Genomic DNA, 26,480 nt, shown 5'->3' with positions numbered 1-26,480 from the left:
GGGAGGCTGACAGGTGTCCAGCGCAGCCGAGCAGGAGGCGGTGGCAGCGGAGCTCACAGCTCCGGCCGCCGTGGTGAACGGGTCCCGGCGCAGGACGCCGGGCGTACCCGTGCGGCCCGGTGCGCCGATGCCGTTGGGAGCCCGGTACCGGGTCGGTCCCGACGGGGTGGCGGGCACCAACTTCGCGCTGTGGGCGGGCGGGGCGGAGGCCGTCGAGCTGTGTCTGTTCGACGAGTCGGGCAAGGAGACCCGGGCCCGGCTGACCGAGCTGACGCACGAGATCTGGCACGGCTTCGTGCCGGGCGTGCTGCCCGGGCAGCGCTACGGCTATCGGGTGCACGGCCGCTGGGACCCGTGGACCGGCGGCCGCTGGAACCCGGCGAAGCTGCTCCTGGACCCGTACGCCCGCGCGGTGGACGGCGACTTCGGCCTGCCGCCGGAGGTGTACGGGCATGTCCGCGACTGGCCGCAGCAGCAGGTCGCCGACACCGTCCGCGACGACCGCGACTCGGCGCCGTTCGTCCCCAAGGGAGTCGTCGTCCACGACGACGACGAGTGGGAGGACGACCGCCGCCCCAAGACCCCGTGGGCCGACTCCGTCATCTACGAACTCCACGTGCGCGGCTTCACCGCCCTGCACCCGGAGATACCGGAGGAACTCCGCGGCACCTACGCGGGGTTGGCGCATCCGGCGGCGATCGAGCACCTGGTGAAGCTGGGCGTGACGGCGGTGGAGCTGCTGCCGGTGCACCAGTTCGCGCACGAGGACCACCTGCTGCGCCGCGGCCTGAAGAACTACTGGGGCTACAACTCCATCGGCTACTTCGCCCCGCACGCCGGATACGCGGCCTCCGGTACGACGGGACAGCAGGTCGGCGAGTTCAAGCGGATGGTCCGCGCGCTGCACGCGGCCGGTATCGAGGTCATCCTCGACGTCGTCTACAACCACACGGCCGAGGCGGGCGAACGCGGCCCCACCCTCTCCCTCAAGGGCATCGACAACCGCGGCTACTACCACCTCCAGTCCGACGCCCGCCGCTACGCCGACTACACCGGCTGCGGCAACACCCTCCACGTCGTCCAGCCGCACGTGCTGCGCCTCATCACCGATTCCCTGCGCTACTGGGTGACCGAGATGGGCGTCGACGGCTTCCGCTTCGACCTCGCGGCGGCGCTGGCCCGCTCGATGCACGACGTCGACATGCTCTCCCCGTTTCTCGCGGTCATCGCGCAGGACCCGGTGCTGCGGCGCGTGAAGCTGATCGCCGAGCCGTGGGACGTGGGGTCCGGGGGCTATCAGGTGGGCGCGTTCCCGCCGCTGTGGACGGAGTGGAACGACCGCTACCGCAACGCCGTACGGGACTTCTGGCGCGGCGCGCTGCCCGACGTACGGGATCTCGGCTACCGCCTGTCGGGCTCCAGCGACCTGTACGCGTGGGGCGGCCGACGGCCGTACGCGTCGGTCAACTTCGTGACCGCGCACGACGGTTTCACCCTGCGGGACCTGGTCTCCTACGAGCGCAAGCACAACGAGGCCAACGGCGAGGGCAATCGGGACGGCACCGACGACAACCGGTCCTGGAACTGCGGCACCGAGGGCGAGAGCGACGACGAGCGCGTACGGGCGCTGCGGCGACGGCAGTTGCGGAACCTGCTGACCACGCTGCTGCTGTCGACGGGCGTGCCGATGCTGGTCGCGGGCGACGAACTGGGGCGCACCCAGCGGGGCAACAACAACGCGTACTGCCAGGACAACGAGATCAGCTGGATCGACTGGAGCCTGCTGGACGACCCCGGCTGGCGAGCCCTGACCGACCTCACCGCCCGCTTGATCGACCTGCGCCACCGGCACCCGGTGCTGCGCCGCCGCGCCTTCTTCTCCGGCCGCGCGCACTCGGTGGACGGCCTGCGGGACCTGGCCTGGTTCACGGCCCGCGGCACGGAGATGACGGAACGGGACTGGTACGCGCCCGCCGCCACGCTCGGCATGTACCTCTCCGGGCGGGACATCCCCGGCCGGGACGAACGCGGCGACCCGATCATCGACGACAGCTTCCTCGCCGTCCTGCACGCCGGCGACCGTCCGGCGACCTTCGTGCTGCCGGGCTCGCCGTGGGCGGAGCGGTACGAGGTGGTCGTCGACACGTCGAAGGAGGAACAGGGGGAGGCACCGGGAGTGGTGCACCGGGCGGGGGCGGCGATCACGGTGCCGGCGCGGTCGGTGTTGCTGCTGAGGGTGGGGTGAGGGTCCGATGAGGTTCGTTTCAGGCCCATGAACTCCGGGCCGGATTCCTGGCCAAGGTCCGGAGCCGCTGATCGACTGGAACGCATGCCTCAGATATCCCGTCGCGCCTTCGGTGGTCTTGTCGGCGGCGGTGCCGTGACCGCCGTCGGCGGTGTGCCGACCGTCGCCGCAGCCGCCGATTCCACTGAAGCCGCCCCCGCCGAACAGCCGTTCAAGGCCCGCCCCGGAGCCTCCGGCAAGCGTCCCAACCTCCTGGTCATCCTCGGCGACGACCTCGGCTGGGCCGACCTCTCCTCCTACGGCGCCCCGCACATCAAGACGCCGAACCTGGACCGGCTGGCCCGGCAGGGGGTGCGGTTCACGGATGCCTACTCCGGCTCGGCGACCTGCTCGCCGACCCGCTTCAGCCTCTACACCGGGCGCTATCCGGGCCGTACGCCGGGCGGCCTTGCCGAGCCGATCGCCAACAAGACGCAGGGGCTCGACCCCCACCACCCCACCCTGGCCTCGCTGGTGAAGAAGGCCGGCTACGCCACCGCCCTCATCGGCAAGTGGCACTGCGGCTGGCTGCCCGACTACAGCCCCACCAAGTCGGGTTGGGACGAGTTCTTCGGCAATCACGGGGGCGTCCTCGAGTACTTCTCCAAGCTGGGGCAGCTCGGCGACTACGACCTCTACGAGGGCGACGCGACCTACAAGGACCTGCGCTACTACACCGAGGTCCTGACCGAGCGGGCGGTGGAGTACGTCGGCCGCGACCACGACCGGCCGTGGCTGCTGAACCTCAACTTCACCACCCCGCACTGGCCCTGGCTCGCGGAGGGCGACGAGGAGACCGGCGCCGAGATCGCGGCGAGGATCCGGGCCGCGAAGAACCAGGCCGAGGTCTCCAACGCGCTCAACCACTACGACGGCGGGTCGGTCGCCAAGTACACGGAGATGGTGCAGAGCCTCGACGCGGCCGTGGGCGAGGTGCTCACCGCGCTGCGCCGGTCGGGGCAGGAGGAGAACACGCTGGTGTACTTCGCCAGCGACAACGGCGGTGAGCGCTGGTCGTACCTGTGGCCGTTGAGCGGCGAGAAGTTCGTGCTCCAGGAGGGCGGCATCCGGGTGCCGACCATCGTGCGCTGGCCGCACCGGATCGACGGCAACCAGGTCAGCCACGAGCCGAACTTCTCCCCCGACTGGACCGCGACCTTCCTGGAGCTGGCCGGCGCCCGGCCCGACCCGGCGTATCCGCTCGACGGGACCTCCTTCGCCGGCTACCTGCTGCACGGCGAACGGCTCCCGGAACGCGACCTGTTCTGGCGGGTGCGGGCCAACCGGGCGCTGCGGCGCGGCGACTGGAAGTACTACCAGGACGCCGACGGCGACGACCACCTCTACGACCTCGGCACCGACGTGCGCGAACAGGCCGATCTCGCCCCCGACAAGCCGGAGTTGCTCGCCGAGCTGAAGGCGGCCTGGGAGAAGACAGCCTCCGGCCTGCTCCCCTACCCGAACTAGCCGAATCAGCCGAGGTCCGAACTAGCCGAGGATCCCGCGCTCGTACGCCGTCGCCACCGCCGCCGCGCGGTCGTTCACGCCCAACTTGCCGTACAGGTGGGTGAGATGGGTCTTCACGGTCGCCTCGCTGATGAAGAGTTCGCGGGCGATCTCGCGGTTGGAGGTGCCCTTGGCGACCAGGGCCAGGACCTCGCGTTCGCGGGTGGAGAGGGGTTCGTTGCCGGGCGCCTTGGGGGTGCGGACCGCGGAGACCAGGCGGGAGGCGACGGCGGGCGACAGGACCGTACGGCCTGCCGCCGCCGCGCGGACGGCGGTGAACAGTTCGTCGCGCGGGGCGTCCTTGAGGAGGTAGCCCGTCGCGCCCGCCTCGATCGCGGGCAGGGTGTCGGAGTCGGTGTCGTACGTCGTCAGGACGAGCACCTTCGCGCGGGCGCAGCGGCGGGTCAGTTCGCGGATCGCGTCGACCCCCGCGCCGCCCGGCATGCGCAGGTCCATCAGGATCACGTCCGGGTCGAGGGCGGCGGCCCGCTCCACGGCCTCGACGCCGTCGGCGGCCTCGCCCAGCACGCGGAAGCCGGGCGCGGACTCGAACATGCCGCGCAGACCGTCCCGTACGACGGGATGGTCGTCGACGATCAGCACGGAGATCTGGTGCTCGGCAGGGGAGATCAGGGGTTCGTCACTCATGGCGGACCAACGGTACGCGAGCCGACAGGGCCGTGCCGTGCCCCGGTTCGGTCTCGATCGTGAGCGTGCCGGCGATGCGTTCGGCGCGGGCCCGCATGCCGTCGAGGCCGAAGCCGCCGGTGCGGGTGCGTTCGGGCAGGGCGAGGGGGTCGAAGCCCCGGCCGTCGTCGCGGATGTCGAGGATGACCTCGTAGCCCAGGAAGGTGAGGGTCACGCCGACGCGGGCGGCACCCGCGTGCCGGGCCGCGTTCGACAGCGCCTCCTGGGCGATGCGCAGCAGGGTCGCCGAGACCTCGTCGTGGAGGTGCTCGGCGGTGCCCGCGACGGTGAACTCGGCGCGGACGCCGGTGCGTTCGCCCCACTCGGCGACCGTGTTCTTCAGCGCCTCGGGCAGTCCGTGGTTCTCCAGGGCCATGGGCGCGAGGTTCTGCACGGAGCGGCGGGCCTCGCCGAGGCTGTGCCGGGCGAGCGTGGAGGCGCGGTCGAGGTGGGTGCGGGCGGTCGTCAGGTCCGGTGCGTTGGCCACGACCTGGAGCTGGGCGATGATGCCGGTCAGGCCCTGGGCGATGGTGTCGTGGATCTCGGCGGCCAGCCGGCGGCGCTCGTCGGCGACCCCGGCCTCCCTTGCCTGGAGCAGGAGTTGGGCGTGCAGGGCGGCGTTCTCGTCGAGGGCCTGTTGCAGGGCGGTGTTGGTGCGTTCGAGTTCGGTGATGGTCTCGTTGCGCTCGTGGGAGCGCTGGGTCTCCTGCTCCTGCAGATGCGCGATCACCATCTGAAGGCCGGAGTTGGCGACCACGAGCGCGGGGAAGAGGATCCACTGGACCCCGCTCTCGAACGGCAGCCCGCCGGCCTGCGCACCGGCCACGGTGACCGCGTTCGCGAGCAGTCCGAGCCGTTGCCACCGGCCCGGGAGCAGTTCGTCGGCGTCCATGAAGCCGGAGGCGGCGTAGAAGGCGAAGAACGGGTTGATCCAGGTGAGGACGAAGGCGATGGCCCAGCGGACGACGTAGTACGCCGTCCCTGTCGGGGAGGGGACACGGCCACGGCCCGGACGGCGGGAGCGGGTGCCGTGCCACCACAGCTGGAGGACGACCGCGGCACCGACCAGGGACCAGCCGAGGTACCAGTCGACGGAGCGGTCGTCCAGGCCGGAGGCGGCGACCGCGAGGACGACACTGATCCCGAGCAGACCGTACGGCCCCCATGTGTGCAGCTGCTCCCAGCGCCGCTCGATCTGCCGGTCCTTCGTGGTCATCTCCCCAGTCTGCACGGCCGCCTCCCCTACTCCCAGCGGAACCAGCGCGAGGCGCCGGCCGTCAGGAGCACGGTCCAGGCGACCAGCACGCCCAGGTGCGTCCAGCCCGGCCAGTTCCCCGCCGCCGCCCGGTTCAGGGCCTCGGCGGCGGCGCCGAAGGGCGTGTAGCCCACGACCCGGGCGAGGGTGTCCGGCATGGCCTGCACGGGGATCCACACGCCCGCGCAGAACATCATCGGGAAGAACACCGCGGAGCCGATGGCGCCCGCGATCTTCGTCGTGCGGGACAGCGCCGAGACCACCGCGCCCAGCGCGAGCGCAGCCAGGATCGCGAGGACCAGGGCGAGCAGGTAGCCGAAGGCCTGCTGGGGCAGCCGTACGTCGAAGGCGAGCCGGCCGACGACCAGCGCGAGCAGGGCGGAGACCAGGGCAGCCCCGCCGTAGACCAGCATCTGCGCGGAGAGCAGGGCGGACGGGCGGACCGGGGTGGCGGACATGCGGCGCAGGATGCCGCGCTCGCGGTAGCCGGTGAGGTTCTGCGGCATCGACTGGAGCGCGCCGACGATCATGCCGAGCAGGACGGCGACCGGGACGTACACGTCGACCGTGCGCAGACCGCCCAGGTCCGCCTGGTGGTGGCGGAAGGACGGGATGGAACCCAGGATCACCAGGAGCAGGGTCGGGAAGAACAGGATCCAGAAGAGGGCGCCGGGTTCGCGGCGGAAAAGGCGCACCTCGGTGCGCAGGACGGCGGTGTTCATGCGGAGACCTCCGTCAGGTCCAGGAAGGCGTCGTCCAACGTGGCGTCGGACACGCGGAGTTGGTGGGCGGTGATGTGCCGGCGGGCGAGCAGGGTGATGACCGCGTTGACGGTCTCGTCGGTGCCGGACAGCGTGACCCGGCTGTCCTTGTACTCGACCGACACGAGCGCGGGCAGCGCGTTCAGGTCACCCTCGTCCAGCGGCGCGGAGGGCGTGAAGCTGATGACGGTGGAGCCGGCCGAGCGGCGGATCAGGCCGTCCGGAGTGTCCAGGGCGGCCACCCGCCCCTGGTCGATCACGGCGATCCGGTCGCACAGGCGCTGCGCCTCTTCCATGAAGTGCGTGACGAGCAGGACGGTGACCCCGCCCGCGCGCACGTCCTCGATGAGCTGCCAGGTGTCGCGGCGGGCCCGCGGGTCCAGCCCTGTGGTGAGTTCGTCGAGGACGACGATCCGGGGGTTGCCGATGAGCGCGAGCGCGATGAACAGGCGCTGCTTCTGGCCGCCGGAGAGCTTCGCGAAGCGGGTGGTGAGCTTCGCGGTCAGGCCGAGGCGTTCGGCGAGCGGGCCCCAGTCCAGCGGGCTCGGGTAGAAGGAGGCGTACAGCTCCAGGGCCTCGCGCACGGTGAGCTTGGCCTGGAGTTCGCTCTCCTGGAGCTGGGCGCCGAGAACACGGGCGACCTGCTCGTGGTCGGCGATCGGGTCGAGGCCGGTGACGCGGACGCGGCCGGCGTCGGGGACGCGCAGTCCCTCGACGCACTCGACGGTGGTGGTCTTGCCGGCGCCGTTGGGGCCGAGGATCCCGAAGATCTCGCCCTCCTCGACGGCGAAGGAGACGCCGTCGACGACGGGCCGGCCCCCGTAGGACTTGCGCAGTTCGGTGACTTCGATGACGGACATGGCTTCAGCGTCCCGGGGAGCGGGCATCCGCCACATCGCCCGTCGCGCTCGAAGGGACATCAACCGATCGGTTGATGGCGGCCTCCTACCGGCCGGCTCCCCGCCCTCCACGGTCCTGTACGGCTCCTCGAACGCGCAGGTCGTAGGTCCAGCGGCCGATCAGGGTCCGGCCAAAACTCGCTGGGCGTTGTCAGTGCCGATCCGTAGGCTCACTGACGATGGCCACTACACGTTCGACCACCGAGGAAGGCACGGCGACCGGGGAGCGGTCCACCGTGCGCACGCTGCTGCGTCTTTGGCCCTACGTCCGGCCCGTGCGGGCGCGGCTGTTCACCGCCGCGTTCGTCGCCGTGCTGGCCTCCTGTACGGGGCTCGTGATCCCGCTGGTGCTGAAGTGGATGGTCGACGGGCCGGTCGCCGACCGGGATCCGGCCGGGGTGTGGCTGGGGGCGCTGTACCTGCTGCTGCTGGGGCTGGCGGAGGCGCTGCTGTTCGGGCTGCGACGGTGGATGGTGGCGAGACCGCTGTCGCACGTCGAGGCGGAGATGCGGGCGGACCTGTACGGACATCTTCAGCGGCTGCCGGTCGCCTTCCACGACCGGTGGGCCTCGGGCCAGTTGCTGTCCCGGGGCACCACGGACCTGATGCTGCTGCGCATGTTCCTCGCCTTCCCGCTGACCTTCCTGCTGGTCAACGGGGTGACGATCCTGGTCGGCGTGATCATCATGCTGCTCCAGGACTGGACGCTGGGGCTGGTGATCCTGGGTCCCGCGATCCCGGTGATCGTCACCTGTGTGGTCTTCGAGAAGCGGTACTCGCTGGTGGCGCGGCGCGCGCAGGACCAGGTCGGCGATCTGACGACGGTCGTCGAGGAGAGCGTGCTCGGCATCCGCATCATCAAGGGGTTCGGCCGGCACCGCAGCCAGGCCCTGGCGTTCCGGAAGCTGTCGCACACCCTGCGCGGCACCGAGTTGAGCAAGGCGCGGCTGCTGGCCGCCATCTGGGGTGTCATCGTGACGCTGCCCGAGATGGCGATCGGCGCGGCCCTGGTCCTGGGCACCGTCCAGGTCGCCGACGGCGATCTGTCGGCGGGCACCCTGGTCGGCTTCCTCTCGACGGCCCTCGCGCTGCGCTGGCCGGTGGACTCCATCGGCTTCCTGCTGGCGATGAGCCAGGAGGCGGCGACGGCCACGGAGCGGTACTTCGAGGTGATGGACGAACTGCCGGAGGAGCAGCGGGCGTTCGGCTCGGAGCAGCCGGCCGAGGGCCCGGACGGCGAGCGCGAGCGCGGGATCCGGTTCCGTGGGGTCCGGTTTCGATACCCCGACGCCCAGCCCGGGTCCGCGCCCGTGCTGGACCGGATAGACCTGCACATCCGTCCCGGCGAGTCCATGGCACTGGTCGGGTCCACCGGCAGCGGCAAGACGACGCTGACCGCGCTCGTGCCGCGGCTGCACGAGGTCACCGAGGGGCACATCACCCTGGACGGCGAGGACATCACCGCCATGTCCAGGGCGGAGTTGCGCTCCCGGGTCGCCGTCGCCTTCGAGGAGCCGACGCTGTTCTCGGCGAGCATCGGGGACAACGTGCTCATGGGCGCCGACGACGAGGCGGGCGCGGCCGAGCTGAACCGCGCGCTCTCGGTCGCCCAGGCCGACTTCGCGCACGCGCTCCCGCAGGGCACCGACACGCAGGTCGGCGAGCAGGGCCTGAGTCTGTCGGGCGGTCAGCGGCAACGCCTGGCGCTGGCGCGGGCGGTGGTCGGCAGACCCGGGTTCCTGGTCCTGGACGACCCGCTGTCCGCGCTGGACGTGCACACAGAAGCCGCCGTCGAGGCCGCGCTGCGGGAGGTCCTCGCGGACACCACCGCGCTCATCGTGGCCCACCGCCCCTCCACGGTCCTGCTCGCCGACCGGGTCGCCCTGCTCTCCGGCGGCCGGATCACCGCCGTCGGCACGCATCAGGAACTGCTGCGCACGAACGCCGAGTACGCCCACCTCATGTCCGGGACCGACGAAGCGGAGGACGACCGATGACGGCTCCGACCACCTCCTCCTCCGTCCCGGCGGCGGACGACGAACCGGACCTGCCCCGCCCCAAGGGCGCCGGCGACCCCTTCGACCGCGACGTGCTGCCCACTCCCCCGGGCGCCACCTCGATCCTGCTGCGCTCCCTGCTCGCCCCCATGAAGGCTCGCGTCGCCTTCACCAGCTTCCTGCTGCTCGTCCAGCAGGCGGCCGTCCAGGCGGGCCCGCTGCTGGTGGCGTACGCGATCGACAGCGCGGTGCCGGCGTTCCGGCGCGCCGACCACGGACCGCTGATCGCGGTGGCCGTGGCCTATCTGCTGTGCGCGCTGATCTCCGGCGGACTGCAGTACGCGTTCATCGTCGCCTCGGCCCGCGTCAACCAGGACGTGCTGCTCGACCTGCGCGGCCGCATCTTCCGGCACGCGCAGGCGCTCAGCATCGACTTCCACGAGCGCTACACCTCGGGCCGGCTGATCTCCCGCTCCACCACCGACGTCGAGTCCCTGCGCGAGCTGCTGAACGAGGGCCTCCAGGAACTGATCACGGTCATCCTGTCCTTCGTCTACATCTCGGCGATGCTGCTCTGGCTGGACCTCGGCGTCGGCGCGCTCGCGGTGGCGTCCTTCGTGCCGCTGTACCTGCTGGTCCGCGTCTACCAGCGGCGCGCGGTCCGCGTGTACCGGCTGCGGTCCACCGCGATCGCGGCCGTGATCGTCAAGTTCGTCGAGACGATGAACGGCATCCGGCCGGTCCGCGCCTTCCGCCGCGAGGCCGCCAACGACACCGACTTCCGGGTGCTGAACCGCCGGCACGAGCGCTCGAACGGCGACGCGCTCCTGGAGATGGCCCGGTACGTCGTCGGCTCCCGCCTGGTCGCCAACACGGCGGTCGCGGGCATCGTCCTGTGGGGCGCCTACCGGGTGGCGAGCGGCTCCCTCGAACTGGGCGTGCTGGCGGCCGCGGTGCTGTACCTGCGCCGCCTGTACGACCCGATCGACCGGCTCGGCATGTTCCTCAACTCCTACCAGTCGGCGGCGGCCTCCCTGGAGAAGATCGCCGGGCTGCTGGCGCAGACGCCGTCCGTGCCGGAGCCCGCCTCGCCCGTCGAACTGCCGGCCCTGGAGAGCGAACACCCGGGCCGCGAGGTCGTCTTCGACGGTGTCCGCTTCGGCTACCGCACCGGCGGCGAGGTCCTGCCGGCCTTCGACCTGACCCTCCCGGCCGGGCAGACGGTCGCCGTCGTCGGCACCACCGGCGCCGGCAAGTCCACCCTGGCCAAGCTGCTCGCCCGCTTCTACGACCCGTCCGCGGGACAGGTTCTGCTGGACGGCGTCGACCTGCGCGAGCTGGCCGTGCCCGAACTGCGGCGCGGGGTGGTGATGGTGACGCAGGAGGCGTTCCTGTTCTCCGGCACGGTCGCCGAGAACATCGCCATCGGCCGCCCCGACGCGAGCCGCGAACAGATCGAGCGGGCCGCGAAGGCGATCGGCGCGCACGACTTCATCGAGGCGCTGCCCGACGGCTACGACACGGACGTACGCAAGAGGGGCGGTCGCATCTCCGCCGGTCAGCGCCAACTCGTCGCGTTCGCGCGGGCGTTGCTCGCCGACCCGGCCGTGCTGATCCTGGACGAGGCGACCAGCTCCCTCGACGTCCCCGGCGAACGGGCCGTGCAGCGCGCGATGTCGACGGTCCTTCAAGGCCGCACGGCCGTCGTCATCGCGCACCGCCTGTCGACCGTGGAGATCGCCGACCGGGTCCTGGTCATGGAGCACGGCCGGATCGTCGAGGACGGCAGCCCGGCCGAACTCGTCGCGGGCACGGGCCGGTTCGCGGATCTGCACCGGGCGTGGCGGGACAGTCTGGCGTGACAGTGGTCGAAGGGGCCGGGGACGGATGATCGACGCGTACGAGGATCCGGGCGAACCCGACCGCAGGGGCGGTGGCCACTTCCTGTGGTGGCTGGTGCGCTGCCAGCCCGGCATGTCGCTCGCCGGGGCGGTGCTGAGCAGCACGTGGATGGTGCTGCTCGCGGCCACGCCGTATCTGCTGTCCCGGGCCATCGACGAGGGACTGGTGCCCGGCGACCATCCGGCCCTGGTGGGCTGGACGGGGGCCCTCCTCGGGGTCGGGGCGTTCAACGCCTGGCTGGGTCTCATGCGGCACCGCACGATGACGCGGGTGCGGATGGACGCCAACTTCCGCACGGTGAAGGTGGTCGTCGACCAGGCGGTCCGCCTAGGCGCCGCGCTGCCCCGCCGGGTGGGGGCCGGGGAGGTCGTCACGATCGGCGTGGGTGACGTCCAGACGATCAGCACGTCGCTGACGGCGGTCGGACCGGGGGTCGGTGCGGTCGTCGCCTATCTGGCGGTCGCCGGATTCCTGCTGTCCGTCTCGGAGTTGATCGCCGCGGTCGTCCTGCTCGGCATGCCGCTGATCGTCCTGATCGTCGGCCCGTTGCTCGCCCGCCTCCAGGGCGCGGAGACCGAGTACCGGGACCGGCAGGGCATCCTGACGGCCCGTATCGCCGACCTCGCCGGCGGCCTGCGCGTCCTCAACGGCCTGGGCGGCAAAGGCTTGTTCGCGGACGCCTTCCGCACCGACTCCCAGCACCTGCGCCGCCAGGGCTACCGCGTCGGCGCGGTGACCAGCTGGGTCCAGGCGCTCGGCGTCGGCATGCCGACCCTTTTCCTCGCCGTGGTGACCTGGCTGGCGGCCCGCCTCGCCGCCCAAGGGGACATCAGCATCGGCGAGTTGGTGTCGGTGTACGGCTATGTGGCCGTGCTGGTGGCGCCGGTGGGGTTCTGGGTGGAGTGCGGCTACCAGATCAGCCGCGGCCTGGTCTCGGCCCGCCGAGTGGTCCGCTTCCTGCGCCTGGACCCCATGGAAGACACCGGCACCCGAGACGCCCCCGCGGAACCGTCGACCCTGCACGACCCGGAGTCCGGCGTCCGCATCCGCCCGGGCCACTTCACGGCCTTGGCAGGCGCCCGCCCGTCCGACGCGACGGAAGTGATCGACCGCCTGGGCCGCTACGCCCCATCGAGAGCAACCTGGGGAGACATCCCCCTGGACCAGATCGCCCTCCCCCAGATCAGACAGCACATCCTGGTCGCGGACCACGACTCCACCCTGTTCACAGGCGCCCTGCACGACCTGATCGGCGGTGCCTCTATGCCCCTTAGGGGCGCGGGGAACTGCGCGACCAGCCACATCAAACCCGCACCCGCCGAACAACAAGACCAGGCACCCCCTGCTGCGCACATCATGCAGGCCATCCACACAGCGGTAGCCGACGACATCCTCCACGCCCTCCCCGACGGCCTCGACTCCCACATCAACGCCCAGGCCACCAACCTCTCCGGCGGCCAACGCCAACGCATCAGACTCGTACGGGCCTTGCTGGCCAACCCCGAGATCCTGCTCGCCGTAGAACCGACATCGGCCCTGGACGCCCACACAGAAGCACGCGTGGCAGAACGCCTGAAGCGGGACCGCCAAGGCCGTACGACAGCGGTCACCACCACGTCCCCCCTCGTACTGGACCACGCAGACACCGTGTACTACCTGGTGGACGGCAAGGTCGCGGCCACCGGAACCCACCACACCCTCCTGGCCGAGGACCCCGGCTACCGAGCCCTCGTGGCAAGGGACGCAGACGCCCAGGAGACCGTCGGATGACAACAGGCCAACTCCCCGTCGCCGAACCGGCAGACGTACGCCGAGCCATCGGACGCCTGGTCCGCGGCGACCCAAAAGCCTTCACCGCCGTCCTCGCCCTCAACGCCCTCGCGGCAGCCGCCGGCCTCGTCGGCCCCTGGCTGGTCGGCCGCATCGTCGACGACGTCCGCGCCGGCGACGGGGTACACGCCGTGGACCGCCTGGCCGTGTGGATCCTGCTCTGCGCCGTCGCCCAACTCCTGCTGGCCCGCTGGGCACGCTACGTGGGACACCGCTTCGGCGAACGCGTCCTCGCCCGCGTCCGCGAGGAGTTCGTCGACCGCGCGCTCGCCCTGCCCGCGGCGGTCGTGGATCGGGCCGGCACCGGAGATCTGACGGCGCGCGGCACCGCGGACGTGGCGACGGTCGGCACGACACTGCGCGACGCCGGGCCCGAACTGCTCATCAACGGCGCGCAGGCGCTGTTCCTGATCGGCGCGGTGTTCGTGATCGACCCGCTGCTCGGCCTGTGCGGACTGCTCGGTCTGGTCAGCACGTGGGTCGCGCTGCGCTGGTATCTGCGCCGTGCCCGCGACGGTTACCTCGCCGAGGGCGCGGCCACCTCGGACGTCGCCGAGATCCTCGCGGCCACGGCGTCCGGGGCGCGCACGGTCGAGGCGCTGCGGCTGGAGAAGCGCCGGATCGCGGCGAGCCGGGACGCGCTGGAGGTCTCCCGGCGCACCCGGATGTACACGCTGTTCCTGCGCTCGGTGTTCTTCCCGTCGGTGGACGTCTCCTACCTGATCCCGGTGGTCACGGTCCTGCTGGTCGGCGGGGTGCTGCACGGGCAGGGCACGCTGAGCCTGGGCGCGGTGGTGACGGCAGCCCTGTATCTGCAACGGCTGAGCAACCCGCTCGACGAGATCCTGATGCGGATCGAGCAACTGCAGAGCGGTGGCGCCTCGTTCGCCCGCGTGGAGGGCCTGGCGAAGGCTCCGCGGGCGGTGCCGGCCGACTCCCCGGCCCCGTCCGGCGACCGTATCGACGTGACGGGGGTGCGGTACGCCTACGAGCGCGGCGGCGAGGTGCTGCGCGGGGTCGACCTGACCGTGCGGCCGGGCGAGCGGCTGGCGGTGGTCGGGCCGTCCGGTGCCGGGAAGACCACGCTGAGCCGGCTGCTCGCGGGCGTCGAGGCGCCGACGGAGGGCACGGTGACGGTGGGCGGGGTGCCGGTGGTCGGCCTGGACCCGGAGCAGCTGCGCCGCCAGGTGGTCCTGGTCACCCAGGAGCACCACGTGTTCCTGGGCACGGTCCGGGACAACCTGCTGATCGCCGAACCGGCCGCCACGGACGAGGAGTTGTGGGCGGCCCTCGCGGCGGTCGGCGCCGACGACTGGGTGCGGGAGCTGCCCGACGGTCTGAACACGGTGCTGGGCGAGGGTGGTTGCCGTACCGACGGCTCGCAGGCGCAGCAACTCGCCCTGGCCCGGGTCGTCCTGGCCGACCCGCACACGCTGATCCTCGACGAGGCGACGGCGTTGCTGGATCCGACCACGGCCCGGCACACCGAGCGCGCCCTGGCCGCCGTACTCGAAGGCCGTACGGTCATCGCGATCGCGCACCGGCTGCACACCGCGCACGACGCGGACCGGGTGGCGGTGATGGAGGACGGCCTGCTGACCGAACTCGGCACGCACGACGAGCTGGTGACGGGGGACGGGGCGTACGCGGCGCTGTGGCGGACCTGGCACGGTGACATCGGCGCTGGCGGCGGGTAGGTGCGGCCGACCGGCACTGACTCACCGGTCAGCGGACAGCGGCTCCCCGGACCGACCGGACAACGGCTCCGTATAACGAACATGAACTACCGAACAACGGACGATTTCCGGCCAACCTTCTGACGCGCCCCTGACAGAAACCGCACTCCCCTGGCACGCTTCCCACGGCCGCTCCACAGCAACCCCACAGGCAGCACGAACCAGTGCCGTCTCGTCGAGCGGCCGCCTGCACCTGGTTCCGCGTTTGGCCCAGTTCTGCCCGGACGGTCGACCCATCGTCCGGATCTCCCCTGGCCGTGCGACCCGCGGCCACGCAGAAGGAGTCAGTGTTGAGAAGCAGTTCCTCTCGCAGACGCACCTCCCACACAGCACAGCGCCCCACGGCGCACCGTCGCGTCGCCGCCGTCGCTCTGGCCGGCGTGACCGCCCTGCTCGCCGCGGCCGTCCAGTCGGGCGCCGCCTCCGCCGCCCCGGCCCCGGCGCCCTCGGCGTCCAAGGCCCACGCGGCCGTCAAGCTCACCCCCGCCCAGCGCGCGGAGTTGATACGCGCGGCCGACACGGCCGGTGCGGCGACCGCCAAGGACATCGGTCTCGGCGCCAAGGAGACCCTCGTCCCGCGTGACGTCGTCAAGGACGCCGACGGCACTCTGCACACCCGCTACGAGCGCACCTACGCGGGCCTGCCGGTGCTCGGCGGCGACCTCGTCGTCGACACCGCCAAGTCGGGCGCCACCCAGCGCGTCATCAAGGCGACGAACGCGACCATCAAGGTCTCCGACGTCACCCCGGACATCACCAGAGCCGCCGCCGAGAAGCAGGCCGTCACCCGCGCCAAGGCGCTGGGCGGCACCAAGGCGAGCGCCGACGCGGCACCGCGCAAGGTGATCTGGGCGGCGAGCGGCACCCCGGTCCTGGCGTACGAGACGGTCGTCGGCGGTCTCCAGGAGGACGGCACGCCGAACCAGCTGCACGTCATCACCGACGCGGCCACCGGCAAGAAGCTCTTCGAGTACCAGGCCATCAAGAACGGCACCGGCAACACGCAGTACAGCGGCACGGTCACGCTGACCACGACCCAGTCCGGGTCGAACTACACGCTGACCGACGGCGCGCGCGGCGGCCACAAGACGTACAACCTCAACCGGGGCACGTCCGGCACCGGCACGCTGTTCTCCCAGACCACCGACACCTGGGGCAACGGCACCACGTCGAACACTGCGACCGCGGGCGCCGACGCGCACTACGGGGCCGCGGAGACCTGGGACTTCTACAAGAACACCTTCGGTCGCAGCGGCATCAAGAACAACGGCGTCGGCGCGTACTCCCGCGTCCACTACGGCAACGCGTACGTGAACGCGTTCTGGGACGACGGCTGCTTCTGCATGACGTACGGCGACGGCTCGGGCAACGCCCGTCCGCTGACCTCGCTGGACGTGGCCGGCCACGAGATGAGCCACGGTGTCACCTCCAACACCGCGGGCCTCGTCTACAGCGGCGAGTCCGGCGGCCTGAACGAGGCGACCTCCGACATCTTCGGCACCGGCGTGGAGTTCTACGCCAACAACGCCTCCGACGTCGGTGACTACCTCATCGGCGAGAAGATCAACATCAACGGCAACGGGACCCCGCTGCGCTACCAGGACAAGCCGAGCAAGGACGGCGCGTCCAAGGACAGTTGGTACTCGGGGATCGGCTCGATCGACGTCCACTACTCCTCGGGCCCCGCCAACCACTTCTTCTACCTGCTGAGCGAGGGCAGCGGCGCCAAGGTCATCAACGGCGTCAGCTACGACTCGCCCACCTCGGACGGCCTTCCGGTCACCGGCATCGGCCGGGACAAGGCGCTGCAGATCTGGTACCGGGCGCTGACCACGAAGTTCACGTCCACCACCAACTACGCGGCGGCCCGCACCGGGACGCTCGCGGCGGCGGGTGAGCTGTACGGCACCACGAGCACCGAGTACAAGGCGGTGCAGGACGCGTGGGCGGCCGTCGCGGTCGGTGCGCGCTCCGGTGGCGGCGGCGGTGGCGGCACCTCGTTCGAGAACACGGCCGACGTGTCGATTCCGGACAACGGGGCGGCCGTCACGTCGTCGATCACCGTGTCCGGGCGGACGGGCAACGCCCCGTCGAACCTCTCGGTTTCGGTCGACATCGTGCACACCTGGCGCGGTGACCTGGTGCTCGACCTGGTCGCCCCGGACGGGTCGACGTACCGCCTGAAGAACTCCAGCGCCAACGACTCGGCGGACAACGTGCAGGCGACCTACACGGTCAACGCGTCCTCCGAAGTCGCCAACGGGGTCTGGAAGTTGAAGGCGCAGGACGTGGCGGCGCAGGACACCGGCTACATCAACAGCTGGAGCCTCACCTTCCCGTAGGCCGCACGGTCCGACCGGTCCCCGCGGGGGCCCGACGTCAGGGCGCCGCCCCGGTGGTTCGATCCACCGGGGCGGCGCCTTCTTTTTGCCACGCCTATACCGACCGCTGGTTGGCCTTTTATCGAGGTCAAGTCCGTTTACATTCCAGCAATGTTCACCCGGCAGTCGATTTTCAGCCAACATCACTTCGGGGTCCTGACATGTACGCGCCCCCGATGTCACTCTTCCTCACAACCGCCGCACAACTTCACAGCAACCCGGCCGGGCGCCCCACGCCGGCCGGACTCCCCCACCACAAGGAGCTTGTGTGACCCCCCTCTACGCGCGTCACAAGCGCACCACGCTCGCCATTGCCACCGCCGTCGCCGCCGGAGCGCTGCTCAGCACCGGTCTGGCCGCCGGCACGGCCTCCGCCCAGACCCCGGCGGACGCCACCGGCACGGCACAGCTCGCCGCCGCGCCCACCTCGCTGACGGCAGCCGCCCGCACCTCGCTCCTGCAGAAGGCGCAGGCCGACGTCACCGAGACGGCGCAGCAGATAGGCCTCGGCACCAAGGAGAAGCTGGTCGCCAAGGACGTCGTCAAGGACGCCGACGGCACCGTCCACACCCGCTACGAGCGCACCTACGCGGGCCTGCCGGTCCTCGGCGGCGACCTCGTGGTGCACACCTCCCCGACCGGCAAGGCCGAGGGTGTCACCAAGGCGGTCAAGGCGACCATCAAGGTGGCCTCGGTCACGCCGAAGATCACCACCGCCAAGGCCGAGAAGCAGGCGCTGACCGCCGCCAAGGCCGCCGGTTCGGACAAGACCGCGGCCGACGGTGCCAGAAAGGTCATCTGGGCCGGTGACGGCACCCCCGTCCTCGCCTACGAGACGATCGTCGGCGGCCTCCAGGACGACGGCACCCCGAACCAGCTGCACGTCATCACCGACGCGGCCACCGGCAAGAAGCTCTTCGAGTACCAGGGCATCGAGAACGCCACCGGCACCGGCAAGACGCTGTACTCGGGCACCGTCAGCCTCACCACCACGCTGTCGGGCACGACGTACTCGCTGACCGACGCCTCGCGCGGCAACCACAAGACGTACAACCTGAAGCACGGGACGTCCGGCACCGGCACCCTGTTCTCGCAGACCACCAACACGTGGGGCACCGGCACCGCCTCCAGCTCCACCACGGACGTGACCGCCGCCGCGGACGCCGCCTACGGTGCGCAGGAGACGTGGGACTTCTACAAGTCCACCTTCGGCCGCAGCGGCATCAAGAACAACGGCGTCGGCGCCTACTCCCGCGTGCACTACGGCAGTTCGTACGTGAACGCGTTCTGGGACGACAGCTGCTTCTGCATGACCTACGGCGACGGCTCGGGCAACACCCACCCGCTGACCTCGCTGGACGTGGCGGGTCACGAGATGAGCCACGGCGTCACCGCCAACACCGCGGGCCTCAACTACAGCGGTGAGTCCGGCGGGTTGAACGAGGCGACCTCCGACATCTTCGGCACGGGCGTCGAGTTCTACGCCGGCAACGCCTCCGACGTCGGTGACTACCTCATCGGCGAGAAGATCAACATCAACGGCGACGGCACGCCGCTGCGCTACATGGACAAGCCGAGCAAGGACGGCGGCTCGGCGGACTCCTGGTCCTCCACCGTCGGCAACAAGGACGTCCACTACTCGTCCGGCGTCGCGAACCACTTCTTCTACCTCCTCTCGGAGGGCAGTGGCGCCAAGACGATCAACGGTGTCAGCTACAACTCGCCGACGTCGAACGGCTCCACGGTCACCGGCATCGGCCGCGCCAAGGCGCTGCAGATCTGGTACAAGGCGCTGACGACGTACTTCACGTCGACGACGAACTACAAGGCGGCCCGCACCGGCACGCTCTCCGCGGCGGCCGCGCTGTACGGCTCCGGCAGCACCGAGTACAACGCGGTGGCGGCGGCCTGGTCCGCGGTCAACGTGAGCTGACCCGAGGGGGGTTGGCACGGGGCGGTACCCGGGACGAAGGCATTCCCGGGTACCGCCCTACCCTTGGTTCCCATGCCTCTGACGGACTTCACGTACGACGACGTCGGCGCCACCCGGCGCGTCGGTTTCTGCCCTCCCGGCTTCCGCTCCCTGCATGTCCGCACTCGCCTCGGCGAGGGCGAGAAGGTCTTCCAACGGGCCTCCGAGGCGGTCCTGACCTGGGAGATGCACCGCACGATGGGCGTGGGCATGGACACCACCGCCGAGCGCGCGGCCCCCGACGTCGAGGTCACGGTCACCCTCGCCGGCATGATCAAGGCCCCGTGCCGGGTGGTCTACACGGTCGACGAACCCCGCCGCGCCGGCTGGGCCTACGGCACCCTGGCCGGCCATCCGGAGTGCGGCGAAGAACTCTTCCTGGTCGACCGCACCGGTGACGGCACGGTCTGGCTCACCGTCTCCGCCTTCAGCCGGGGCGCCAAGTGGTACGCCCGGGCGGGCGGCCCGGCGGCGCGCGGCCTGCAGAACGCGTACGCGCGGCGCTGCGGGAAGGTGCTCCAGCAGCTGTGCGCGCCGTTCGACGCGGCGTGAGCGACGGCCGCCAGGACCGCCGCTCACCGTGGGACGCGGGCCGCTACCTGAGCAGCACCCCCGCCCCCTCCACCGCTTCCTCCGAAGGCACCGCGACCAGGCCCAACTCCGCGCCGGAGGCCAGGAGTCGGTGGGTCGGCAGGATGCGGACGGTGTAGCCGTAGGGCCCGGTGCGGTCCAGGGCGAGGGGGCCTTCGTAGACCCACTTGCCCTCCGCGTCCGGTCCGCCCGCCGGTTTCAGGGGGACCGTCGCCGCGTCGGTGATGCGGTCCTCGGGGTCGACGCGCCCGGAGACGGCCTGGACGTCGACGTCCTCGGGGCCGAGGTCGCCTAGGCCGACACGGACGCGCAGTCCGAGGGTGGTGCCCAACTCCGCCGTGGGTGTGGCGGCGGACGTCTCCACGTGGTCGACGGTGACCGCGTGCCAGCCGGCCCGCACCCGGGCCTTCCATGCGGCGAGTTCACGGGCCGAGGCCGGATCCATCGCGCGGTGGGCGTCGGCGGCCGGGGTGTAGAGGCGTTCGACGTACTCCCGGACCATGCGCCCCGCCAGCACCTTCGGGCCGAGCAGGGTCAGGGTCTGCCGGACCATCTCGATCCAGCGGTCGGGCAGGCCGTGCTCCCCACGCTCGTAGAAACGCGGTGTCACCCGCTGCTCCAGCAGGTCGTAGAGCGCGGCGGCCTCGATGTCGTCCCGGTGGTCGGGGTCGGTCCCCGCGCCGTCCGCCGTCGGGATCGCCCAGCCGAAGTCGGGCTGGAACCACTCGTCCCACCAGCCGTCCAGGACCGAGAGGTTGAGGCAGCCGTTGAGCGCGGCCTTCATGCCGGAGGTGCCGCAGGCCTCCAGCGGGCGCAGCGGGTTGTTGAGCCAGATGTCGCAGCCGGGGTAGAGCTTCTGCGCCATCGCCATGCCGTAGTCGGGCAGGAACACGATCCGGTGCCGCACCCGCGGATCGTCCGCGAACCGCACCAGCTCCTGCACCAGCCGCTTCCCGCCGTCGTCCGCCGGATGCGCCTTGCCCGCCACCACGATCTGGATCGGCCGCTCGGGATGCAGCAGCAGGTCCATCAGCCGGTCCCGGTCCCGCAGCATCAGCGTCAGCCGCTTGTACGAGGGGACGCGCCGCGCGAACCCGATGGTGAGGACGTCCGGGTCCAGGACCCCGTCGATCCACCCCAACTCGGCGGTCCCCGCCCCGCGTTGGCGCCAGGAGGCGCGCAGCCGCTCGCGCACCTCGTCCACCAGGTGCTCGCGCAGCACCCGACGCAGCTCCCAGATGTCCTGGTCGCCGATGTCGGCGACCGCGTCCCAGCGGTCCGAGCCGCCGACGGTCATGGCGTCCTGGGTGCGCTGCGGGCCGATCTGCCGGGCACCGAGCCGGAACACCTCCGGCGCGACCCAGGTCGGCGCGTGCACCCCGTTGGTCACGGAGGTGATCGGCACCTCCTCGGGGTCGAACCCCGGCCAGAGCCCGGAGAACATCTCCCGGCTGACCTGCCCGTGCAGCAGCGACACACCGTTGGCGCGCTGCCCGAGCCGCAGCCCCATCACGGCCATGTTGAAGAGATTGGGCTCGCCACCGGGATAGGTCTCCATGCCCAGTCCCAGGATCCGGCCCACGTCGATGCGCGGGAGTTCGGCGTCGGGGCCGAAGTGCCGGGCGACGAGCTCACGGTCGAAGCGGTCGATGCCGGCCGGCACGGGGGTGTGCGTGGTGAACACGGTCCCGGCCCGCACCGCCTCCAGCGCGGCGTCGAAGTCCAGCCCCTGGTCGCCGAGTTCGGCGATCCGCTCCAGACCGAGGAACCCGGCGTGCCCCTCGTTGGTGTGGAAGACCTCGGGCTCGGCGTGACCGGTCAGCCGGCAGTAGGTCCGTACCGCCCGCACACCCCCTATGCCGAGCAGCATCTCCTGGAGCAGCCGGTGCTCGCTGCCGCCGCCGTAGAGCACGTCGGTCACGCCGCGTTCGCCGAGGGCGTTCTCCTCGACGTCCGAGTCGAGCATCAGCAGCGGGACCCGGCCGACCTGGGCCAGCCAGATCCGGGCCCGCAGCCGGTTGCCGCCGGGCAGCGCGAGGGAGACCTGCGCGGGCGTGCCGTCGGCCTCCTTGAGCAGCGCCACCGGCAGTTCGTTCGGGTCGAGCACCGGGTACGTCTCCTGCTGCCAGCCGTCCCGGGACAGGGACTGCCGGAAGTAGCCGTGCCGGTACAGCAGGCCGACCCCGATCAACGGCACCCCGAGATCGCTGGCCGCCTTCAGATGGTCGCCGGCCAGGATGCCGAGGCCGCCCGAGTACTGCGGCAGCGCGGCCGTCACCCCGAACTCGGGCGAGAAGTAGGCGATGGCGGCGGGCAGCCCACCGGGCTGCGCCTGGTACCAGCGCTCACCGGTCACGTACTCGTCGAGGTCACCGGCGACCTCGGTCAGCCGGCGCAGGAACCCATGGTCCTCCGCCAGCTCCGCGAGCCGCGTCGGGGAGACACTGCCGAGCAGCCGTACGGGATCACCGTCCGAGGCCGCCCAGCGCTCGGGGTCGACGGACTGGAACAGGTCGCGTGTCTCGGCGTGCCAGGACCAGCGCAGATTGCGGGCCAGATCACTCAGGGGCCGGAGGGGGTCGGGGAGAACGGGACGGACGGTGAATCGACGGATCGCCTTCACATTCCACCTCAGCGCAGATCGCTGTGCGGACGCACGGCGGTGTGCGTCTCGACGTCATTGACGACGGTAATGGTTACCCCGGCGTCCGTGTGGCGGACCCTTCCGGATCAAGCGTGCCGGTCCAGGTCGATCACTCATCGACCGAAAATGAGCGCAACCTTCCGCCATCATCCTGTTCACCCCATAACCGATATGGCCGATTCCGCCCCCATAGGCGTCCTTGTGGGCCTTCGCACCGCACGAGAGGCTCCAAGTGGCGTGCCGCCCGGCCGCCGGGTGCGCCCGGCGTTCCGTGCTCGCCGCACGCCGAATCGAGGAGGGGAACTCGAATCATGGCAAGGACGCGCACATGGCGTCTGCGCTGGGCGGGGGGCCTGACCGCGGTGAGCTGTGCCGCCGCGCTCTCGGCCGTCACACTGCCCGCGCACGCCGTTCCGCAGGGGCGGATACTCGGCGCCGGGGAGGCCGGTTCGGTCAGCGGGAGCTACCTGGTGACGCTCAGGGGGGACACGAAGGCCCCGTCGGCCGCCGGCCAGGACATCGCCGAGCAGTACGGGGCGAGAATAAGCCACACCTACGGCACGGTCCTCAACGGCTACGCGATCAAGGCGACCGAGAGACAGGCGCGACGGCTCGCGGCCGACTCCGGGGTCGCCTCGGTCGTCCAGGACACCCGGATCTCGCTCGACCGCACGCCGGGCGCCCCGCAGTCCGACCCGCCGTCCTGGGGCCTGGACCGGATCGACCAGCCCGCCCTGCCGCTGGACAGGGGCTACAGCGCGCCCGCCGCCGGGGGCAACGGCGTCACGGTGTACGTCATCGACACCGGCATCCGCGTCACGCACAAGGACTTCGGCGGGCGCGCGAGCTACGGCTGGGACTTCGTCGGAGACGACCGCACGGCGAACGACGGCAACGGACACGGCACCCACGTCGCCGGGACCATCGCCGGCGCGACCTACGGCGTGGCCAAGAAGGCCGAGGTCGTCGCCGTACGCGTCCTCGACAACGCCGGCGCCGGCACCACCGCCCAGGTCATCGCGGGCATCGACTGGGTCACCCGGCACGCCCGCAAGCCCGCGGTCGCCAACCTCAGCCTCGGCGGCTACCGCAACGCCCAGCTGGACGCGGCCGTACGCACCTCCATCGCCTCCGGTGTCACGTACACCGTCGCCGCCGGCAACGGCGGGCAGCCGGCCTCCGGCTACTCCCCCGCCGACGTGAAGGAGGCCGTCACCGTCGGCGCCACCGACCGGGCGGACGCACGGGCGGGCTTCTCCAACTACGGGTCCGCCGTGGACCTGTTCGCCCCGGGCGTCTCGATCACGTCGGCGTCCATCGCGAGCGACACCGGCCGGGCCACCTTCTCCGGTACGTCGATGGCGACCCCCCATGCCGCGGGCGCCGCCGCGCTCTATCTGGCCGCCCATCGCAGGGCGTCTCCGGCCCAGGTGTCCAAAGCCCTGGTCAAACTTGCGGTGGCCGGAAAGGTCTCCGGACGGGGTCCCGGATCACCGGACGAACTTCTCCAGGTGCCGCCCTCGTAGTGGCAAAGTCCCCTGCTGGTCCTGGCAGAGTCCCGATATCGGCCCCGTTCCCCTCGAACGGGGCCGGTCTTGTGTGTAGACATACGGCTGAGTAGTTAACAAAGTGCCGGATTGCTCACTCGCTTAGGGTGGGAAGGCTCCCCCAGGTACACCCCCAGCACGCTCGCCCGATACCTCTCAGCGGTACACCAGCGGTACATCCCAGCGCGTTCCACCGGAACACCACGCAGGACCCACCTCCCCACAGCCATCCGCCCACCCACGTTGACGCGGACAGGAGCGGTCATGCCCGCCACGCACCACTCGTCAGCACCCCCGACGCCCAGCACCGCCCCAGCCCCTGTACCCCCCACCGACACCGTCCCGCCGACCCCGGAGCCACCCTCCGCGGGCGCCGCGACCGGTATCGGGCGTATCCCCGTCCTCGACGTCGGCCCCGTGATCCAGCACGGACGCCGCCCCGCCAAGGCCGTGACCGGCGAGTCGTTCCAGGTCTCGGCGACCGTGTTCCGCGAGGGCCACGACGCCGTGGCCGCCAATGCCGTCCTCACCGACCCCGACGGCCGCCCGGGCCCGTGGACGCCGATGCGCGAACTCGCCCCGGGCACCGACCGCTGGGGCGCCACCGTCACCCCCGACGCGCCGGGCCACTGGACCTACACCGTGGAGGCGTGGAGCGACCCCGTCACGACCTGGCGGCACCACGCCCGCATCAAGATCCCGGCCGGCATGGACACGGAACTGGTCCTGGAGGAGGGCGCGCGGCTGTACGAGCGGGCCGCCGCCGACCCCGACGTCCCCGCCGACGGGCGCAAGGTGCTCCTGGCCGCCGTCACCGCCCTGCGCGACGAGAACCGCCCGGCGGCCTCCCGGTTGGCGGCGGGGTTGACGCCGGAGGTGGACGCGGTCCTGGCCGGGCATCCGCTGCGGGAGTTCGTCACCGCCTCCGACCCGCTGCCGTTGCTGGTGGAGCGGGAGCGGGCCCTGTACGGCGCCTGGTACGAGTTCTTCCCGCGCTCGGAGGGCACGCCCGAGCAGCCCCACGGCACCTTCCGCACGGCGGCCCGGCGGCTGCCGGCGATCGCGGCGATGGGCTTCGACGTGCTCTACCTCCCGCCGATCCATCCGATCGGGACGACGTTCCGCAAGGGCCGCAACAACACCCTCTCCGCCGGTCCGGAGGACGTGGGGGTGCCGTGGGCGATCGGCTCGCCGGAGGGCGGGCACGACGCCGTCAACCCGCAGTTGGGCACGATCGAGGACTTCGCCTGGTTCGTGCAGGAAGCGAACCGCCTGGGCCTGGAGATCGCCCTGGACTTCGCCCTCCAGTGCTCCCCCGACCACCCCTGGGTGCAGAAACACCCCGAGTGGTTCCACCACCGGCCGGACGGGACGATCGCGTACGCGGAGAACCCGCCCAAGAAGTACCAGGACATCTACCCGATCGCCTTCGACGCCGACCTCGACGGCCTGGTCGCGGAGACCCTGCGCGTGCTGCGGTTGTGGATGGGTCATGGGGTGCGGATCTTCCGGGTGGACAATCCGCACACCAAGCCGGTGATGTTCTGGGAGCGGGTGATCGGGGAGATCAACGCCTCGGACCCGGATGTGATCTTCCTGGCGGAGGCGTTCACCCGGCCGGCGATGATGCGCACGCTCGCGCAGACCGGTTTCCAGCAGTCGTACACGTACTTCACGTGGCGCAACACGAAGGCGGAGCTGACGGAGTATCTGACCGAGCTGTCCACGGAGACGGCGGCCTACATGCGGCCGAATTTCTTCGTCAACACCCCGGACATCCTGCACGAGTTCCTGCAAGAGGGCGGGCGTCCGGCGTTCGAATTGCGGGCGGTGCTGGCCGCGACGCTGGCGCCGGCGTGGGGGGTGTACAGCGGGTACGAGCTGTGTGAGCGGGTGCCGTTGCGGGCGGGCAGTGAGGAATACCTCGACTCGGAGAAGTACCAGCTCAAGCCCCGCGACTGGAAAGCCGCGGCCCGCGAGGGACGCACCCTCGCCCCTCTGATCACACGACTCAACACGATCCGCCGCGCGAGCCCGGCTCTTCAGCAGCTGCGCGATCTGCACTTCCATCACGTGGATCAGGACGCGGTGATCGCGTATTCGAAACGGAGCGGCTCGAACACGGTTCTGGTGGTCGTCAACCTCGACCCCCACCACACCCAGGAGGCCACGGTCTCGTTGGACATGCCGCAACTCGGCCTGGATTGGCACGAGTCGGCGCCGGTGCGTGACGAACTCACCGGCGAGACCTATCACTGGGGCAGGACCAACTATGTGCGCCTCGAACCGGGCCGTCGGCCCGCGCACGTCTTCACCGTCCTGCGACCGTCCACCCCGCAGATCGGAGGGTCACCCACAATATGATCGTCAACGAGCCCGTTCAGGACACCTTCGAGGACACGCCCGCCAAGGACCGGGACCCGGATTGGTTCAAGCGCGCGGTCTTCTACGAGGTCCTGGTGCGCTCCTTCCAGGACAGCAACGGCGA

16 protein-coding genes are annotated in these 26,480 nt (G+C 71.1%); 11 read left to right on the top strand and 5 right to left on the bottom strand.

Annotation, left to right across the window (positions count from 1 at the left end; all coding sequences use genetic code 11):
• The first annotated feature begins 13 nt into the window (after positions 1-13).
• Together glgX and ACWD5F_RS33470 are read left to right on the top strand one after the other, a co-directional pair.
• Positions 14-2,245, top strand: a complete 2,232-nt coding sequence (gene glgX, locus ACWD5F_RS33475) for a glycogen debranching protein GlgX (protein WP_451260141.1) — start codon at positions 14-16, stop codon at positions 2,243-2,245.
• 84 nt (positions 2,246-2,329) lie between these two features.
• Positions 2,330-3,751, top strand: a complete 1,422-nt coding sequence (locus ACWD5F_RS33470) for a sulfatase family protein (protein WP_451260140.1) — start codon at positions 2,330-2,332, stop codon at positions 3,749-3,751.
• Positions 3,752-3,772: 21 nt separating this feature from the next.
• On the opposite strand, the gene ACWD5F_RS33465 is transcribed toward ACWD5F_RS33470, so the two are convergent.
• Genes ACWD5F_RS33465 through ACWD5F_RS33450 form a run of 4 tightly spaced genes read right to left on the bottom strand, consistent with a single transcriptional unit; the run spans position 3,773 to position 7,353 of the window.
• Positions 3,773-4,438, bottom strand: a complete 666-nt coding sequence (locus ACWD5F_RS33465; RefSeq protein WP_451260139.1) for a response regulator — start codon at positions 4,436-4,438, stop codon at positions 3,773-3,775.
• Positions 4,431-5,693 (bottom strand): sensor histidine kinase, encoded by a 1,263-nt coding sequence (locus ACWD5F_RS33460; protein ID WP_451260138.1) that lies wholly within the window; start codon positions 5,691-5,693, stop codon positions 4,431-4,433. Before ACWD5F_RS33460 ends, ACWD5F_RS33465 begins: the two co-directional genes overlap by 8 nt.
• Positions 5,694-5,719: 26 nt before the next feature.
• Positions 5,720-6,454: an ABC transporter permease gene (locus ACWD5F_RS33455; RefSeq protein WP_451260137.1), complete on the bottom strand. Its 735-nt coding sequence runs from the start codon at positions 6,452-6,454 to the stop codon at positions 5,720-5,722.
• Positions 6,451-7,353, bottom strand: coding sequence for an ABC transporter ATP-binding protein (locus ACWD5F_RS33450; protein ID WP_401722408.1), 903 nt, complete (start codon positions 7,351-7,353; stop codon positions 6,451-6,453). The genes ACWD5F_RS33455 and ACWD5F_RS33450 overlap by 4 nt, the downstream gene beginning before the upstream one ends.
• A 218-nt stretch (positions 7,354-7,571) precedes the next feature.
• On the opposite strand from ACWD5F_RS33450, the gene ACWD5F_RS33445 reads away from it, so the two are divergent.
• The 7 genes from ACWD5F_RS33445 to ACWD5F_RS33415 all read left to right on the top strand — a co-directional run bounded on the left by ACWD5F_RS33445 (position 7,572) and on the right by ACWD5F_RS33415 (position 19,762).
• Positions 7,572-9,389, top strand: a complete 1,818-nt coding sequence (locus ACWD5F_RS33445) for an ABC transporter ATP-binding protein (RefSeq protein WP_451260136.1) — start codon at positions 7,572-7,574, stop codon at positions 9,387-9,389.
• Entirely contained in the window at positions 9,386-11,251 is a 1,866-nt protein-coding gene (locus ACWD5F_RS33440; protein WP_451260135.1) for an ABC transporter ATP-binding protein, read from the top strand. Before ACWD5F_RS33445 ends, ACWD5F_RS33440 begins: the two co-directional genes overlap by 4 nt.
• A gap of 25 nt (positions 11,252-11,276) precedes the next feature.
• Positions 11,277-13,061: an ABC transporter ATP-binding protein gene (locus ACWD5F_RS33435; protein ID WP_451260134.1), complete on the top strand. Its 1,785-nt coding sequence runs from the start codon at positions 11,277-11,279 to the stop codon at positions 13,059-13,061.
• On the top strand, positions 13,058-14,818 hold the full coding sequence (locus ACWD5F_RS33430; protein WP_451260133.1) for an ABC transporter ATP-binding protein: 1,761 nt from the start codon (positions 13,058-13,060) through the stop codon (positions 14,816-14,818). Before ACWD5F_RS33435 ends, ACWD5F_RS33430 begins: the two co-directional genes overlap by 4 nt.
• Positions 14,819-15,147: 329 nt before the next feature.
• Positions 15,148-17,199 (top strand): M4 family metallopeptidase, encoded by a 2,052-nt coding sequence (locus ACWD5F_RS33425; protein ID WP_451260132.1) that lies wholly within the window; start codon positions 15,148-15,150, stop codon positions 17,197-17,199.
• 307 nt (positions 17,200-17,506) lie between these two features.
• Positions 17,507-19,171, top strand: coding sequence for a M4 family metallopeptidase (locus tag ACWD5F_RS33420; RefSeq protein WP_451260131.1), 1,665 nt, complete (start codon positions 17,507-17,509; stop codon positions 19,169-19,171).
• A 72-nt stretch (positions 19,172-19,243) separates the two neighbouring features.
• Entirely contained in the window at positions 19,244-19,762 is a 519-nt protein-coding gene (locus ACWD5F_RS33415) for a DUF1990 domain-containing protein (protein WP_451260130.1), read from the top strand.
• 43 nt (positions 19,763-19,805) lie between these two features.
• Here ACWD5F_RS33415 and ACWD5F_RS33410 read toward each other — a convergent pair whose 3' ends face one another.
• Complete coding sequence (locus tag ACWD5F_RS33410; protein ID WP_451260129.1) at positions 19,806-22,424, bottom strand: glycosyltransferase family 1 protein; 2,619 nt, start codon at positions 22,422-22,424, stop codon at positions 19,806-19,808.
• A gap of 332 nt (positions 22,425-22,756) precedes the next feature.
• On the opposite strand from ACWD5F_RS33410, the gene ACWD5F_RS33405 reads away from it, so the two are divergent.
• Complete coding sequence (locus ACWD5F_RS33405; protein ID WP_451260128.1) at positions 22,757-23,971, top strand: S8 family peptidase; 1,215 nt, start codon at positions 22,757-22,759, stop codon at positions 23,969-23,971.
• Positions 23,972-24,256: 285 nt separating this feature from the next.
• Complete coding sequence (locus tag ACWD5F_RS33400) at positions 24,257-26,356, top strand: alpha-1,4-glucan--maltose-1-phosphate maltosyltransferase (protein WP_451260127.1); 2,100 nt, start codon at positions 24,257-24,259, stop codon at positions 26,354-26,356.
• Positions 26,357-26,480: the final 124 nt, after the last annotated feature.

The organism is Streptomyces sp. NPDC002499, assembly GCF_053595415.1.
The sequence above is the reverse complement of the archived record's forward strand: the minus strand, read 5'-3'. Positions and strand labels throughout refer to the sequence as shown.

Bases quoted from the DNA above. Each gene is read 5' to 3' on its own strand.
- ACWD5F_RS33460 (WP_451260138.1), bottom strand. From the start codon at position 5,693: ATGACCACGAAGGACCGGCAGATCGAGCGGCGCTGGGAGCAGCTGCAC.
- ACWD5F_RS33400 (WP_451260127.1), top strand. From the start codon at position 24,257: ATGCCCGCCACGCACCACTCGTCAGCACCCCCGACGCCCAGCACCGCC.
- ACWD5F_RS33405 (WP_451260128.1), top strand. From the start codon at position 22,757: ATGGCAAGGACGCGCACATGGCGTCTGCGCTGGGCGGGGGGCCTGACC.
- ACWD5F_RS33415 (WP_451260130.1), top strand. From the start codon at position 19,244: ATGCCTCTGACGGACTTCACGTACGACGACGTCGGCGCCACCCGGCGC.
- ACWD5F_RS33440 (WP_451260135.1), top strand. From the start codon at position 9,386: ATGACGGCTCCGACCACCTCCTCCTCCGTCCCGGCGGCGGACGACGAA.
- ACWD5F_RS33455 (WP_451260137.1), bottom strand. From the start codon at position 6,454: ATGAACACCGCCGTCCTGCGCACCGAGGTGCGCCTTTTCCGCCGCGAA.
- ACWD5F_RS33450 (WP_401722408.1), bottom strand. From the start codon at position 7,353: ATGTCCGTCATCGAAGTCACCGAACTGCGCAAGTCCTACGGGGGCCGG.
- ACWD5F_RS33435 (WP_451260134.1), top strand. From the start codon at position 11,277: ATGATCGACGCGTACGAGGATCCGGGCGAACCCGACCGCAGGGGCGGT.
- ACWD5F_RS33445 (WP_451260136.1), top strand. From the start codon at position 7,572: ATGGCCACTACACGTTCGACCACCGAGGAAGGCACGGCGACCGGGGAG.
- ACWD5F_RS33465 (WP_451260139.1), bottom strand. From the start codon at position 4,438: ATGAGTGACGAACCCCTGATCTCCCCTGCCGAGCACCAGATCTCCGTG.
- ACWD5F_RS33470 (WP_451260140.1), top strand. From the start codon at position 2,330: ATGCCTCAGATATCCCGTCGCGCCTTCGGTGGTCTTGTCGGCGGCGGT.
- ACWD5F_RS33430 (WP_451260133.1), top strand. From the start codon at position 13,058: ATGACAACAGGCCAACTCCCCGTCGCCGAACCGGCAGACGTACGCCGA.